The sequence below is a fragment of the Pseudomonas atacamensis genome, assembly GCF_017167965.1.
Classification (GTDB): domain Bacteria; phylum Pseudomonadota; class Gammaproteobacteria; order Pseudomonadales; family Pseudomonadaceae; genus Aquipseudomonas; species Aquipseudomonas atacamensis.
Window position 1 is genome coordinate 730,332 of sequence record NZ_CP070503.1, and the last position, 14,093, is coordinate 744,424.

The 14,093-nt window shown below is 61.3% G+C and carries 12 protein-coding genes; 4 read left to right on the plus strand and 8 right to left on the minus strand.

All coding sequences use genetic code 11. The annotated features are described in order from the left end of the window. Window positions 1-247: 247 nt before the first annotated feature. From glpE to JWU58_RS03350, 7 genes are all read right to left on the minus strand, one after another. Window positions 248-577 carry a thiosulfate sulfurtransferase GlpE gene (gene glpE, locus JWU58_RS03320; protein ID WP_016772893.1) on the minus strand — a complete coding sequence of 110 codons (330 nt, stop codon included), beginning with the start codon at window positions 575-577 and terminating at the stop codon, window positions 248-250. A gap of 33 nt (window positions 578-610) precedes the next feature. Continuing rightward, the gene (locus tag JWU58_RS03325; RefSeq protein WP_123443840.1) at window positions 611-1,492 is read right to left on the minus strand and encodes a symmetrical bis(5'-nucleosyl)-tetraphosphatase; all 882 of its coding nucleotides are present in this window, start codon (window positions 1,490-1,492) and stop codon (window positions 611-613) included. Further along, window positions 1,492-1,872: a Co2+/Mg2+ efflux protein ApaG gene (gene apaG, locus JWU58_RS03330; RefSeq protein WP_122612442.1), complete on the minus strand. Its 381-nt coding sequence runs from the start codon at window positions 1,870-1,872 to the stop codon at window positions 1,492-1,494. The genes JWU58_RS03325 and apaG overlap by 1 nt, the downstream gene beginning before the upstream one ends. Before the next feature lie 113 nt (window positions 1,873-1,985). Continuing rightward, window positions 1,986-2,804, minus strand: coding sequence for a 16S rRNA (adenine(1518)-N(6)/adenine(1519)-N(6))-dimethyltransferase RsmA (gene rsmA / locus JWU58_RS03335; RefSeq protein WP_041476699.1), 819 nt, complete (start codon window positions 2,802-2,804; stop codon window positions 1,986-1,988). Continuing rightward, window positions 2,801-3,790 carry a 4-hydroxythreonine-4-phosphate dehydrogenase PdxA gene (gene pdxA / locus JWU58_RS03340; protein ID WP_123443841.1) on the minus strand — a complete coding sequence of 330 codons (990 nt, stop codon included), beginning with the start codon at window positions 3,788-3,790 and terminating at the stop codon, window positions 2,801-2,803. Before pdxA ends, rsmA begins: the two co-directional genes overlap by 4 nt. Beyond that, the gene (gene surA, locus JWU58_RS03345; RefSeq protein WP_177180908.1) at window positions 3,787-5,109 is read right to left on the minus strand and encodes a peptidylprolyl isomerase SurA; all 1,323 of its coding nucleotides are present in this window, start codon (window positions 5,107-5,109) and stop codon (window positions 3,787-3,789) included. The genes pdxA and surA overlap by 4 nt, the downstream gene beginning before the upstream one ends. Next, the gene (locus tag JWU58_RS03350) at window positions 5,084-7,885 is read right to left on the minus strand and encodes an LPS-assembly protein LptD (protein WP_123443842.1); all 2,802 of its coding nucleotides are present in this window, start codon (window positions 7,883-7,885) and stop codon (window positions 5,084-5,086) included. The genes surA and JWU58_RS03350 overlap by 26 nt, the downstream gene beginning before the upstream one ends. A gap of 130 nt (window positions 7,886-8,015) precedes the next feature. Between JWU58_RS03350 and JWU58_RS03355 the strand changes: the two genes are divergently transcribed. From JWU58_RS03355 to JWU58_RS03365, 3 genes are read left to right on the plus strand one after another with little or no spacing between them, the layout of a single operon-like run. Then, the gene (locus JWU58_RS03355) at window positions 8,016-9,035 is read left to right on the plus strand and encodes an aminoglycoside phosphotransferase family protein (protein WP_016772900.1); all 1,020 of its coding nucleotides are present in this window, start codon (window positions 8,016-8,018) and stop codon (window positions 9,033-9,035) included. Further along, window positions 9,032-9,703 carry an N-acetylmuramate alpha-1-phosphate uridylyltransferase MurU gene (gene murU / locus JWU58_RS03360; protein WP_206421482.1) on the plus strand — a complete coding sequence of 224 codons (672 nt, stop codon included), beginning with the start codon at window positions 9,032-9,034 and terminating at the stop codon, window positions 9,701-9,703. The genes JWU58_RS03355 and murU overlap by 4 nt, the downstream gene beginning before the upstream one ends. Before the next feature lies 1 nt (window position 9,704). Then, a complete protein-coding gene (locus JWU58_RS03365; protein ID WP_073476573.1) occupies window positions 9,705-10,472 on the plus strand; it encodes a TerB family tellurite resistance protein in 768 nt (255 codons plus the stop codon). A 131-nt stretch (window positions 10,473-10,603) separates the two neighbouring features. Here the strand turns inward: JWU58_RS03365 and JWU58_RS03370 are convergent, their stop codons facing one another. Beyond that, window positions 10,604-11,590, minus strand: a complete 987-nt coding sequence (locus tag JWU58_RS03370; RefSeq protein WP_123443844.1) for an alpha/beta hydrolase family protein — start codon at window positions 11,588-11,590, stop codon at window positions 10,604-10,606. A gap of 74 nt (window positions 11,591-11,664) precedes the next feature. Between JWU58_RS03370 and JWU58_RS03375 the strand changes: the two genes are divergently transcribed. After that, window positions 11,665-14,061 (plus strand): PAS domain-containing sensor histidine kinase, encoded by a 2,397-nt coding sequence (locus tag JWU58_RS03375; RefSeq protein ID WP_206421483.1) that lies wholly within the window; start codon window positions 11,665-11,667, stop codon window positions 14,059-14,061. Window positions 14,062-14,093: the final 32 nt, after the last annotated feature.

The following is a 14,093-nucleotide window of genomic DNA, read 5'->3' on the forward strand; positions in this document are numbered from 1 at the left end:
TGCTGGCAGCAGTCGCTGTGGCAGCTGCTGTTTACCCCCCAGAATTCTCCCACGGTCGACAAACCGCGAAAGCTACTCCCGATGATCCGCGCGCCGGTGTACCGGCTCTCCCCTGATTTGGATGGCCTGCGCTTAAGGATAGTTGGGAATTCGAGAGGTAAAGGCGAGATACGTAATTAGTTGTGGCAGACCGTTCGTCTGCCGCGCGCAGGACCACGGCAGCCGGGGCCTGCGCTGCGCAAAAAAATTATTCGGCGGTGCCTTGCGCGGTTTCCGACGGATAAGTCGTACGCCACAGCTCAAAGCCGCCGTCCATGCTGTAAACATCGGAGAAACCTTGGCTGACCAGATAGGCGGCTGCGCCCTGACTGGAGTTGCCGTGATAGCAGACCACGACGGTCGGTGCATCAAGATCGGCGCCTTGAATGAAAGCGTGCAGCGAATGGTTGTCGAGATGCTTCGAACCGCTGATATGCAGCGCGGCAAAGGTCGCCGGGTCGCGCACGTCGACCACAACGGCGCCTTGTTCACGCAGGGCCTGCGCCTGTTCCGGGGGGATTCGTTTGAATTCGCTCATGGCGGGTTCCTGTAGCTCAACTGAAAGTGCAGTCTAACGCGGCGCGTCGACTGGCGAAGATTCGGGGATAAGTGGCGCAACCGTGTGTGCAAGCCCGCCGTGCTCGTCGCATTTGCATGACAGGCGTTCGCCGCTGTCGACGTTCATCAGCGTCAGGCTGCCGCCCCATACGCATCCGGTGTCCAGCGCGGAAATGCCCGGCTCGTGGATATTGCCCTCAAGCGCGGCCCAGTGACCGAAGATGATGCGCAGGCCTTTGGTCTTGCGCTCCTTGTGCTGAAACCACGGCCTGTAGCCGGGTGGGGCGCTGTCGAGGCCTTCCTTGCTTTTGAGGTCGAGCTTGCCCTCGGCGGTGCAAAAGCGCATGCGTGTGAAATAATTAGTGATCACCCGCAGGCGATCAATGCCTTTGAGGTCGTTGTCCCATCTCGCCGGTTCGTTGCCGTACATGCCGTCAAGGTAGGCGGGGAACACGTTGTCGTCACGCAGGGCGGTCTCGACTTCGGCGGCGCACTTCAACGCACGGCGCAGCGACCATTGCGGCGGGATGCCAGCATGGACCATTGCAACATCGCGTGTTTCGTCGTAATGCATCAGCTTCTGCTGGCGCAGCCATTCCATCAATTGCGGGCCGTCGGGGGCCTCGATGATTTCGCGCAAGGTGTCGCTTTTCTTCAAGCGCTCGATCTTTTTCGCGGCGGCCAGCAGGTGCAGGTCGTGATTGCCGAGCACGCAGACCAGCGATTCACGCATGCCATGGAGAAAGCGCAGGGTTTCCAGCGACTGCGGACCACGGTTGACCAGATCGCCGACCAGCCATAGCCGATCCAGCACCGGGTCGAAGGCAACTTGCTTGAGCAGGCACTTGAGCGGTTCGAGGCAGCCTTGCAGGTCACCGACGGCGTAAGTCGTCATCAGTGCAGGGCTCCGGGTACGGCGAGGCGAAACGGTTTGATGGTCGCATCGAAACGTTTGCCGTCGTCGGCGAGCATCTGATAGGAGCCTTGCATGGTGCCGACCTTGGTGGTCATCACCGTGCCGCTGGTATACGTGTGGCTCTTGCCTGCATCGATCAACGGTTGCTGGCCGACGACGCCTTCACCGCGCACGTGTTCGACATGGCCGTCACCATCGGTAATCACCCAGTGCCGGGACAGAAGCTTGGCCGCAAGCTCGCCGTTGTTCTGCACGGTGATGGTGTAGGCGAAGGCGAAACGGTCGTGTTCGGGTTGCGATTGGTCTGCCAGATAATGGGTGACGACGCTGACATCGACCTGATAACGGGAATCGGACATGCAAGAGGGCCTTAACGAAGCGGAACGCGGGGCGTAGCTGATGGGGAATCAGTCTAGGCAAGTATCGGGCAGTAAACCAGAGTGGTGTGCTGCCCGATAGCGTTCATCGCGGGTCAGTCGGCGGCGGGAGCTGCCGGGACCTGTATCGCGAGCTGGTCGGCCAGGCGCACGAATGCGGCCAGATCCAGTTGCTCGGGACGCAGGCTGCCATCAACGCCAGCGGCTTCGATCTCGGCGTTGCTGAGCAATTGCTTGAGGGTATTGCGCAAGGTTTTGCGGCGCTGGTTGAAGGCTTCGCGCACAACGCGCTCCAGCAGCTTGTGATCTTTGGCCGGGTGCGGCAGTACCGCGTGGGGCACGAGACGAACGATCGCCGAATCGACTTTCGGCGGCGGATTGAATGCGCCCGGGCCGACGTTGAACAAATGTTCCACGCGGCAATGGTACTGAACCATGATCGACAAACGACCCCAGTCACCGCCACCCGGGCCTGCGGCCAGACGCTCGACCACTTCTTTCTGCAGCATGAAATGCATGTCACGAATGATGCCGGCGTTGTTCAGCAGGTGAAAAATCAGCGGCGTGGAGATGTTGTACGGCAGGTTGCCAACCACCCGCAGGCTGTTCGGTGCGGCGTTCAGCGTATTGAAGTCGAACTTCAGCGCATCGCCCTGATGCAGGTTGAAATTGCTCATGCCGGCAAACTGCTGATTGAGGATCGGGATCAGATCCTTGTCCAGCTCCACTACGTCGAGTTGCGCGCCGGAGCCCAGCAAACCTTGGGTCAGCGCACCCTGACCGGGGCCGATTTCCAGCAGGCGGTCGTCAGGCTTGGCGTGAATGGAGCGCAGAATGCGGTCGATAACGCCGGCATCGTGGAGGAAGTTCTGACCAAAGCGTTTGCGCGCCTTGTGTTGGTATTGCTCGTTCATAAACGGGTCTCGGCCATCTGGTAGGCGGTTTCCAGGGCGACTTGCAGGCTGCCGGTGTCGATCCTGCCGCTGCCGGCCAGATCCAGGGCGGTGCCATGGTCGACCGAGGTGCGGATGATCGGCAGGCCCAGCGTCACGTTGACGGCAGCGCCGAAGCCTTTGTACTTGAGCACGGGCAAGCCCTGGTCGTGGTACATCGCCAGCACTGCGTCGCAGTGCTCCAGATATTTGGGGGTAAACAGAGTGTCGGCAGGCAGCGGGCCACGAAGGTCCATGCCCTCGCCGCGCAGGCGCTCTAATGTCGGTTCGATGATGTCGATTTCTTCATGGCCCAGGTGGCCGCCTTCACCGGCGTGCGGGTTGAGGCCGCAGACCAGGATGCGGGGCCGGGCGATGCCGAATTTGTCTTGCAGGTCGGCGTGCAGGATTCGCGTCACGCGCTCCAGCCGCTCCGGGGTGATCGCGTCGGCAATCTCGCGCAGAGGCAGATGTGTGGTGACCAGCGCCACGCGCAAACCGCGAGTGGCAAGCATCATCACTACTTGCGCGGTGTGCGTCAGGTCGGCGAGAAACTCAGTGTGTCCAGAGAACGCGATGCCCGACTCGTTGATCACACCTTTGTGCACCGGCGCGGTGATCATCCCGGCGAAGTCGCCGTTCAGGCAGCCGTTGCCGGCGCGGGTCAGGGTTTCGAGGACGAATGCCGCGTTGGCCTTGTCCAGTTGCCCGGCGATTACCGGTGCGCTGAGCCGCGTGTCCCAGACGTACAGGCTGTTGGCCGGTGCTGGAACATCTGGCCACTGCCCCGGCGCGACATCCAGCAGGTTGATGGCCAGCCCCAGTTGCGCGGCCCGCTCAAGGAGCAGGTCGCGGCTGGTGATGGCAATCAGGGGATGTGGCTGGGCTTGCGAAGCGAGCAGCAGGCACAGGTCGGGACCGATGCCGGCTGGTTCGCCGGGTGTCAGCGCGAAACGCTTGGGTTTCACTGCGCTGCCTGGTCTGCACCAGGAAGTTTGATCTCTACGTATGCTTCGTCACGGATCTGACGCAGCCAGGTCTGCAGCTCTTCGTCGTATTTGCGGTTCCGCAGTACGGTCATGGCTTGCTGCTCACGGGCCTGTTCGGTGCCGTCAGTGGCGCGACGGCCAAGGACTTCCAGCACGTGCCAGCCGTATTGGGTCTGGAATGGCTTGGACAGCTGACCTTGTGGGGTCGAAGCCATCACTTCGCGGAATTCCGGTACCAGCACGTTCGGGTCGATCCAGTTCAGGTCGCCGCCGTTAAGGGCGGAACCCGGATCTTCCGAATAGTTTTTCGCCAGTTCGGCAAAGTCTTCGCCGGCGGTGATGCGGTCATACAACGATTGCACCAGTGCCTTGGTCTTGGCTTCGTCGCGGATCGGGCTCGGCTTGACCAGGATGTGACGCACATGCACTTCGTCGCGCATCTGCGCTTCGCCGCCACGTTTGCCCAGCAGCTTCAGAATGATGAAGCCGCCCGGTGTACGCGCAGGCTGAGTAATGTCGCCAACGGCCATGCTGCTCAATTCACGATCGAACGGCGGTGGCAGTTGCGCGGCTTTACGCCAGCCCATCTCGCCGCCTTCCAGCGCGTTGTCGCTGCCGGATCTGGCCACGGCCATCTGACCGAAGTCAGCGCCTTGCTTGAGCTGCTGGTATACATCCATGGCCTGACGATAAGCGCTCTGAATCGCTTCAGAGTTAGCGCTTTCAGGGGTTGGAATCAGGATGTTGGCCAGGTGCAGTTCTTCGGACAGTTGCATCTTGCCGAGATCGGAGGCGAGGAAGTTCTTCACTTCCTGCTCGGACACCTGAATGCGTTCTGCCACGCGACGCTGACGCACCCGGCTGATGATCATCTCGCGCTTGATCTGATCACGGGCGTCGTCATAGTTCAGGCCATCGCGAGCCAGCGCAGCACGGAACTGATCAACAGTCATGTTGTTGCGCTGAGCAATGGTGCCGACAGCCTGGTTCAACTCTTCGTCAGTGATGCGGATGCCCGAGCGTTCGCCGATCTGCAGTTGCAGGTTTTCGACGATCAGACGCTCGAGCACCTGCTGATCGAGCACGCCCGGAGGCGGCAGGCCGCCACCGCGCTTGGCGATGGTCTGCTGAACTTCGTGAACGCGCTGGTCCAGTTGGCTCTGCATGACCACGTCGTTGTCGACGATCGCCACCACTTTGTCGATGGACTGTACGGCGGCGTTGGCCGCCGTACCCAGGAACAGCGCGCCCAGCAGCACCGGGCGCAGACAATCAGAAAGCTTGGTCTTCACGTTCACGATAACCTTGAATGCCTTTGTCGAGGAAGCTCTCTACCTTGGCGCCAGTCAGGCCGCCGAGTCCCTTCAGAACAATTTGGAGGAAGACGCCATGGTCGCCTTTTTCGTTTTGCGGAGCTTCCTGGCTGAACTCGTCATAGGAAACCCAGTAACGGTTGATCAGGCGCAGTTTCCAGCAGCAGTTGTCGTATTCGAAACCACCGAAAGCTTCCAGCGTGCGGTTGCGGTTGTAGTCGTACTGCCAGCGGCTGATGGCGTTCCACTGCGGAACGATCGGCCAGATGACCGAGAAGTCATGCTGCTGGATCTTGTAGTAGTCCTTCACGTAGCCAGGTTGGCCCGGGGTGCCATAGTCACCGCCGCCCACAGACCATTTACCGGTGTTCTGGTCAAAACGGACCTGGTCATTACGGTAGCGATAACCAACGTTGATGACTTTGTTCGGATTGTCTTCCGGCTGATAGTGGAACATCGCACTGCCCGAGCGTGGGCTGCGGCTGTCCGGATCCCAGTTGTAGTCGGCAGTGGTGCGCCAGTCACGGTTCCAGCGGTATTCGTATTCCAGCGCGTATGGCGAAACGTCGGATTTCGCGTCGTCACGATCGTTGAAAGCGATACCCGGCAGTTGAACCTTGCGATCCTTGAAGTACAGAGCCTGGCCGACGCTGATGCGCTGACGCTCGAAGCCGTTGTCTTCGATCCAGCGACTGGTTACGCCCAGCGACAGTTTATTCTCGTCGCCGACACGGTCGGCGCCGGAGAAGCGGTTGTCGCGGAACAGCGAGGCGTAGTTGAAGGTGTATTCGCTGGTGTCGAAAACCGGAATGTCTTCCTGATCAACCTCAGGTACATAGAGGTAGAACAGGCGTGGTTCCAAGGTCTGACGATAGTTCTTGCCGAAATACGAGGTGTTGCGGTCGAAGTACAGGCCACCATCGATGCTGGCGATCGGTACGCCACGGTTCTGGTTGCTGTCGAACTCGCCGTTGAGCTTTCTCTGTTCTGCGGTCATCGCATCGATCTGCGATTTACCGGTGTTATCCAGATCCAGCTGATATTGCGTGTACTGGTACTTCAGCGATGGCTTGAGGAAGCCATACGTCCAGTTCATCGGCAGGCTGACGCCCGGTTTCAGATTCAAACGATCGCCATTGGCGCGAGCCAGGCCAGTGATGTTGTTGTCCAGGCGCGACTCGGTAGTGATGCCGTCTTCCTGTACAAACGTGCCGCTACGCAGGTCGCGATCAAAGCGAACCAACTCGGTCTCGTAATCGAAATTCAGACCTTCCGGGTGATACGGCAGCTGACCATTGAAGGTGATCTGCGGCAGACGGCCATACGGTGTGATGTTCGAAACGGTCGCCAGTTGATACTGCTGAGCGTTGAGGCGTGCGGTGTAGCTGTCGCCACGATAAGTGACCGAGCCCTGCTGGTTGACGAAGTCGTCGCTCTTGACGCCGATCTGGTCGGTTTGCAGGTCCTGGAAGTAATACGGATCGCTGATCTTGGTGTAGTCAACCTGGGTCAGCACGCGGGAATCGAGACCGCCCTTGTGCTGCCAGTTGTACATGTAGCGAGTCTCGTTGTAGTCGGACTGGCGCTTGCGATCGTCGTTCTCGTCGTTGAGATACGAGGCACCGAACTGCCCTTCGCTCGACTTGGTCAGGTAACGGAACTCACCCTCCACCAGCATGCCGCGCTTGCTCATGTAACGCGGGTACAACGTGGCGTCGTAGTTAGGCGCCAGGTTGAAGTAGTACGGGGTAACCAGCATGAAGCCGGTGTCGCTGCCCGAACCGATGGTCGGCGGCAGGAAGCCGGACTGGCGACGGTCGTCGATCGGGAAGTAGATGTACGGGGTGTACAGAATCGGGATGTCTTTGACGCGCAACGTCACGTTGGTTGCGGTACCGAAACCGGTCGCCGGGTTCAAGGTGATGTTGTTGCCCTTGAGCTGCCAGGCGTTGCTGTTCGGTTCGCACGTGGTGTACGTACCGTCCTTCAAGCGGATGATCGCGTTTTCAGCACGCTTGGCATACAGCGCGTTACCGCGGATGCGCGATTTGTGCATCACGTATTCGGCGTTGTCGACCTTGGCTTCGCCGGTGTCGAGCTGCACATCGGCGTGGTCGCCGACGATCAGCGCGCCGTTGTCGCGGATACGCACGTTGCCGGCCAGTTCGCCACGGCTCTCGGCCTGATACAGGTTGGCCTCGTCGGCTTCGACCTGCATGCTGCCCTGACGCATGACCACGTCACCGGCGAGGCTGGCGACTTGTGTGTCCTGCTCATAACGCGACGCTTTGGCACCGATGAAGGTCGGCGCGTCACTTTTATTCGTCTTGTCATTCATGCCAGGACGAATCGGTTCGATATAGGAACCAGAGCAGTAAGGACCGGTCTCGGCCAATTGCGCAGCGGTGAGCTTCTCGCGCGGAACCCAGTCGAGGTGACTGTAGTCTTCGCTACGGGATTTCAGGCCGCGGCCCTTGGACTCGGTGACCAGTGCGGTTTTCGCGCCAGTGTCGGCGTCGGAACCCTTGTCAGCCGCAGGCTCGCCGGCAGCGCTGACGGCACTGCCGTCATGTACCGGGCGCGGCGGCAATGCCGCGGCGGGCGACTTGGGCGCACAGTCCCAGCCACCCGTAGCCGAGACGGAGCAGTCATACTGCTCGGCGGCAACAACGAATTGACTGGCCAGAGGTTGCATAGCCAGCAGACTGCCGGTTACCAACAACGGAAATTTTTTACGAAACGCGGGGGATTTCAATGCCATCTTATTAGTCCGGGCTTCCTGCGTGCCATCTGCCCGCGGTGTGGGCCGCACGCCTCTCGATGGTCTGAAAAAGATGCTGGATAATAAAGCATGACCCGCTTGACGGCTAGCGCCGTCGGAGACCCTTGCAATGCCTGACCAAGATGTACGCTTGCAACACCTGAAAGTTTGGCTCGATGAGCAGTTGGCAAAGCTGTTTGCCGAGCAGGGCTGGGGCACCGTGCCCCCGGCCACGTTGACCGCGGCCAGCAGCGACGCGAGTTTTCGCCGCTACTTCCGCTGGGAGGGCGATGGCCGCAGCTTCGTCGTGATGGACGCGCCGCCGCCCCAGGAAAACTGCAAACCGTTCGTGGATATCGCTTTTTTGCTGGCGAAATCCGGAATTAATGTGCCGAAAATTTACGCCGAAGACCTAGAACGCGGTTTTCTTTTGCTCAATGACCTGGGCAACAAGACCTATCTCGACGTGATCGATGGCGAAAATGCCGACGCGTTATTCCACGATGCCCTGCAAGCGCTGTTGGCTTTTCAACAGTTGCCGATGGTTGCGCCGTTGCCCAGTTACGACGTCGCCTTGTTGCGTCGCGAGCTTGAATTGTTCCCCGAGTGGTACGTCAAGCGCGAGCTGGGCGTCGAGTTCGATGCGGCCCAGCAGCAACAATGGCAGCACATCAGCGAGTTGCTGATCGACAGCGCGCTGGCGCAGCCGAAAGTGCTGGTGCACCGCGACTACATGCCGCGCAACCTGATGCTCAGCGAGCCCAACCCCGGCGTGCTGGACTTTCAGGACGCGGTTTACGGCCCGGTGACCTACGACGTGACCTGCCTGTTCAAGGATGCTTTCCTCAGCTGGCCGGAAGAACGTGTACGCGGCTGGCTGGAAAGTTACTGGCAGCAGGCCTCGGCACTGGACATTCCGGTGCAGGCGGATTTCGAAGACTTCCTGCGCGCCAGCGACCTGATGGGCGTGCAGCGTCACCTGAAAGTCATCGGCATCTTCGCGCGTATCTGCCATCGCGATGGCAAGCCACGCTATCTGGCCGATGTGCCGCGCTTCTTCTCTTATATAGAAGCAGTGATCGCCCGCCGTCCTGAACTGGCGGAACTGCAAGCGCTGTTCAGCAGCTTGCGTGCTGGAGCGACGGCATGAAGGCAATGATTCTGGCGGCGGGCAAAGGCGAGCGCATGCGCCCGCTGACCCTGACCACGCCGAAACCGCTGGTGCGTGCCGCTGGCGTGCCGCTGATCGAGTATCACCTGCGCGCCCTCGCGGCCGCAGGTTTCACCGAAATCGTCATCAACCACGCCTGGCTCGGTCAGCAGATCGAGGATCATCTGGGCGACGGTTCGCGTTTCGGCCTGAGCATCCAGTACTCGCCGGAAGGCGAGCCGCTGGAAACCGGTGGCGGGATTTTCCGTGCGCTGTCGTTACTGGGTGACGATGCGTTTCTGGTGGTCAACGGCGACATCTGGACCGATTACGACTTCAGCGTGCTGCACCAGCCGATCAATGGCCTGGCGCATCTGGTGCTGGCGGACAATCCGCCGCATCACCCGAAAGGCGACTTCACTCTCATCGACGGCAAAGTGCGGGACGGCGAGCCTGATGCGCAGACGCTGACTTACAGCGGTATCGCCGTGCTGCATCCGCAGTTGTTCGACGGTTGCAGCGATGGCGCTTTCAAGCTTGCACCGCTGCTACGCAACGCCATGGCCAAAGGTGAAGTGACGGGCGAGCGCCTGAAGGGGCATTGGGTAGATGTTGGTACCTACGAGCGTCTGGCCGAAGCCGAAGCTTTGATAGAAGCGAGTCGCTGAGATGCTGTGGCCAGGGACTCTGATTGGAGCCGGAGTGGGGTACGCGATTGCCAGCATTCCGGGGGCCATGCTTGGGGCGTTGTTGGGGCAGGCGCTGGATCGGCGCTTGCACTTGCAGAGCTGGGGACATTTACGCGAAAAGCTCGGCGGCCGGCCGATGCTGCGCAACGATGAATTGCTGTTCGTTTTGCTCGGGCGTCTGGCCAAGAGCGACGGGCGCGTCACTGACGGGCATATCCAGCAGGCGCGCAACGAAATGCGCGCGCTGGAAATGAGCGAGCCGGCGACACGGCGGGCCATTGCTGCATTCAATCGCGGCAAGTCCGGCAGCGACAATCTGCGCGGCTATCTGCGTCGATTGAGTGCGCAACCGCATGCGGCTGAGGGCGTGCTGCGTGCCTGCTGGCGAATGGTCTGGGCTGATGGTCGCGCCGGGGTCAGCGAACGCGAGTTGCTGGCGCAGTGGGGCAAATGGCTCGGCTGGACGGCGCAGCAGGTGCAGGCATTGGCCAGCGATTACGAGCCGGGCAAGCGGCCGATCGTCAGTGCCGCAGTGAGCTATCAGGAGGCGATGAAGCTGCTTGGTGTGTCGGCGAGCAGCGAGCCGGCACAGATCAAGCGCGCTTACCGGCGATTGCTCAGTCGCCATCACCCGGACAAAATCGCCGGCAGCGGCGCGACCCCGGCACAGGTGCGTGAGGCGACCGAGCGGACGCGGGAATTGCATAACGCCTATACGTTGATTCGGGAGCGGCGGGATTTTCGCTAGGCATTGAAGATGTGACGCCTGCAATGGCCCCTTCGCGAGCAAGCTCGCTCCCACATTCGACCCGGGTCCTTCAGATAAAACACGGTTAGATGTGGGAGCGAGCTTGCTCGCGAATGGGGCGACTCGGTTATTCAGTCAACAGCCTGAGGATTCAACCAGCCCCGCACCCGCCGAAACAATTGTTCCTGCTCAGCCTTCTTGTCCGGCAATACCTTCAGCGCCACCTGGCTGAACGCCGAGGTCTTCAGGCGCTTGCTCGCCTGCATGCGCTCCAGCGCCGCGTTGCGATCCAGCGCTTTGTCCATGTAGAAAATATCCACCGTCGGCAGCTTCAGCGTCGGCGTCAGTTCGGCGAGTGGCGGCAGGGCTTTGGCCGGTGCTTGCGCGTCAACCATCACCAGTTTCTCCACCTGCGGCGTCTGCCGCTCGCTCAGAAAACGCGCCGCCCAATAAGCGCCGGTGCCGTGGCCGAGCACGACAATGCTGCGCGCGCTCTGCTGTTCGGCGTAGGCAATCGCTGCGTCGATGCGTCCGAAAATGCGCTCGGCGTCGGCCTTGGCCTGTTCTTCGCTGGTTTCGGCGACCACCTGTTCGGCGACCTCCGCTTCACCGCCAGCGGCCTGTTCGATCGGTTGTGCGGTGGCGGCATCCTTGCTTGTGGTTTCCGGGGCTTTCGGCGCCGCGGCCGGTTCGATCACGCGCGGAGCAATGGCGTCGCCTTGCAGATCCGGCAGGGTGATACTCAGGCTGCTCCACTCGACGTCCGGCAATTTGCGTCGCAACGGGCCGATTGCCTGCGGCCAGTCAGCGGTTTCGCCGGCACCGGGAACGATGATCACCGCGCCTTTGGGCTCGGCGCTGTTGGCCGGTTTCCACAGGGCGAGGAAAGTGTCGCTGCCAGCCTGCAGTTGTTGCTGCTCTTGCGCTGGCAGTTTACGTTGCAGTGCGGCGGCCTCTTCCTGACTACGCTCAAGCAGTGGCTGGCGCTCGGCCGGTTTTTCTTCGGCGGGTTTATCCGTGGCGGCAGGCGCCGGGTCGGCGGCTTCGACGGAAAACGCACAAGGCAGGATCAGCGACAGGCACAATGCTGGCAGTGCCAGGCGGTAGACAGAGGGCATCGGTTATTCCAGGCCAGAAAAGTATCCCGGCAGCCTAATGGGTTGGTCAGAATTTGTCAGTGTATGAGACTTTAATGAAGCGATTTTGCTGCCTGTGGGTTATCGGCTGTTTGTGGTTTCCCTTGATGGGCTGGGCGGCGCCTGCGCCACCGGATCATGCCGCGCAATTGTCGCCAGAGCAGCAGCAATGGCTGGCGCAGCACAACGAATTGCGCGTCGGCCTGGTGTTGCAGGCGCCCTACGCGACCTACGATCGGCGCCTGCAGCGATTGTCCGGGGCCAATGTCGAGTTGATGAAACTGCTGGCCAAAACCCTCGGCGTGGAACTGAGCTGGCGCAACTTTCAGGATCTCGGGCAGTTGGAAAACGCTTTGCGCGAGGGCGAGATCGACATCGCTCCGGGCCTCAGCCAGACCCCGAGCGCGCTGCGCCTCTGGCAGTTTTCCGACCCGTACATGCGCGTGCCGCAACTGGTGGTCAGCGACCAGAAAAGCAGCGGCGCGGTCGATCTGGAAAAGCTCGACAGCCAGACCCGCGTCGCCGTGCGCATGCCGAGCAGCACCGCCGATTACCTGCGCAGCAACTATCCGCACTTGAATCTGCAAGGCGTGCCGCTGGAACGGCAAGCGTTGCAACTGCTGTTGAGTCAGCAAGCCTCCTACGCGGTGGTCGACGAAGCACAGTTGGGCCGGCTGTCGGTGGAGCCGGAGTTTGCCGAACTGGTGGTGGTTGGCGATATCGGCCTGCCGCAACTGCTGCGTGTGGCCTCGCGGCGCGATTGGCCGGAGCTGGCCGGCATCGTCCAGAGCGCCTTGCGCGCGATCCCGGCCAAGGATCTGGAACAACTGCACAACCAATGGCTGCAGCCGAAATACCCACGGCTGACCGAGTCGCCGGGGTTTTGGCAGAACCTCAGCCTGTTGTTCGCGGTGATGCTGCTCAGTTGCGCGGCAATCGTGGCGTGGCAGCGGCGCCAACAGCACAGCCTCGAACAACGCCTGCTCAGCGCCCGCGAAGACATTGCGTTGCGCGCGGCCAGTGAAGAGGCGCTGCGGCTGACACAGTTTTCCATCGACCAAAGCACCGTCGGCATTCTCTGGGTCAATTGGGACAGCCATGTGCGCTACGCCAACCGCGCGGCGGAAAACATGCTCGGCTATCCCTCGGGCGGGCTGATCGAGCGGCCGCTGATCGATTTCGAGCCCGGCCTGCACATGGATCGCTGGCTCAATCTGTGGAAGCGTGCACGGGCCAGTGAAGAAGGGCCCTTGAGCTTCGAAACCAGTTGCCTGCGCGCCGATGGCAGTGTGCTGCCGGCGGACGTTTCCCTGAGCTTCCTGCGTTTTCGCGACAGTGAATATCTGGTGGTCTACCTCACCGACGTCACCGATCGCCGCCGCGCGCTCGCCGCTTTGCAGGAAAGCGAGGCGCGCCTGCAAGGCATCGCCGCCAACGTTCCGGGTCTGGTGTTCAGGCTGGAGCGGGCACCGGTCACCGGGCAGATCGACTTTGCCTACATCAGCGAGGGCAGCGAAAGTCTGGTCGGTTATGCGCCGGCAGCCATCGCTCATCGCGACATGGGCCTGCGCAGCCTGGTGCATCCCGACGACAAGGCCAGTTATCACCGCACCCAGGATCAGGCGCTGGACACTGACAGCGACTGGTCGTGGCAGGGCCGCATCGTCACGCGCCAGGGTGAGCAGCGCTGGGCCGAGATCAAAGCGATCACCCGCCAGCTGGAGGACGGCGCCTATGTGTGGGACGGCATCGTCTGGGACATCAGCGAAAGCAAACGCATCGAGCTGGAACTGGCGGCCTCGCGCGAGCAACTGCGCGAACTGTCGGCGCACCTGGAAAGCGTGCGCGAAGAAGAGAAGGCGCGCATCGCCCGGGAAGTCCATGATGAGTTGGGACAGATGCTCACCGTGCTGAAACTGGAGACATCGATGTGCGAATTGGCCTACGCGCAGCTTGATCCGGGACTCAACGAGCGGCTCAACAGCATGAAACGCCTGATCGCGCAGTTGTTTCAGCTGGTACGCGATGTGGCGACGGCGTTGCGCCCGCCGATCCTTGATGCCGGGATTGCCTCGGCCATCGAGTGGCAGGCTCGGCGTTTCGAGGCGCGCACACAGATACCGTGTCTGGTGCAGGTGCCGGACAACCTGCCGGCACTCAGCGATGCCAAAGCGGTGGGGCTGTTCCGGATTTTGCAGGAGGCGCTGACCAACGTGATGCGCCATGCTCAGGCGCACACGGTGGAGCTGACGCTGGAGCTTGCGGGCGATGAATTGTGTCTGACCGTCAGCGATGATGGCGTAGGATTTGTCGCGGCCGAGGGTAGGCCGACGTCGTTTGGCCTGGTCGGCATGCGTGAGCGGGTGCTGATCATGGGCGGGCGGCTGGAGCTGGTGAGTGAGCCGGGGGAGGGCACCAGTCTGGTGGTGCGAGTGCCGGTGAGTGAGGTTTGACATGTTGCGGTGTCTGGACTGGCGCCTTCGCG

Coding starts and splice junctions, on each gene's coding strand:
- JWU58_RS03365 (WP_073476573.1), top strand. CDS start 9,705: ATGCTGTGGCCAGGGACTCTGATTGGAGCCGGAGTGGGGTACGCGATT.
- rsmA (WP_041476699.1), bottom strand. CDS start 2,804: ATGAACGAGCAATACCAACACAAGGCGCGCAAACGCTTTGGTCAGAAC.
- JWU58_RS03325 (WP_123443840.1), bottom strand. CDS start 1,492: ATGACGACTTACGCCGTCGGTGACCTGCAAGGCTGCCTCGAACCGCTC.
- glpE (WP_016772893.1), bottom strand. CDS start 577: ATGAGCGAATTCAAACGAATCCCCCCGGAACAGGCGCAGGCCCTGCGT.
- JWU58_RS03375 (WP_206421483.1), top strand. CDS start 11,665: ATGAAGCGATTTTGCTGCCTGTGGGTTATCGGCTGTTTGTGGTTTCCC.
- JWU58_RS03370 (WP_123443844.1), bottom strand. CDS start 11,590: ATGCCCTCTGTCTACCGCCTGGCACTGCCAGCATTGTGCCTGTCGCTG.
- murU (WP_206421482.1), top strand. CDS start 9,032: ATGAAGGCAATGATTCTGGCGGCGGGCAAAGGCGAGCGCATGCGCCCG.
- apaG (WP_122612442.1), bottom strand. CDS start 1,872: ATGTCCGATTCCCGTTATCAGGTCGATGTCAGCGTCGTCACCCATTAT.
- JWU58_RS03355 (WP_016772900.1), top strand. CDS start 8,016: ATGCCTGACCAAGATGTACGCTTGCAACACCTGAAAGTTTGGCTCGAT.
- JWU58_RS03350 (WP_123443842.1), bottom strand. CDS start 7,885: ATGGCATTGAAATCCCCCGCGTTTCGTAAAAAATTTCCGTTGTTGGTA.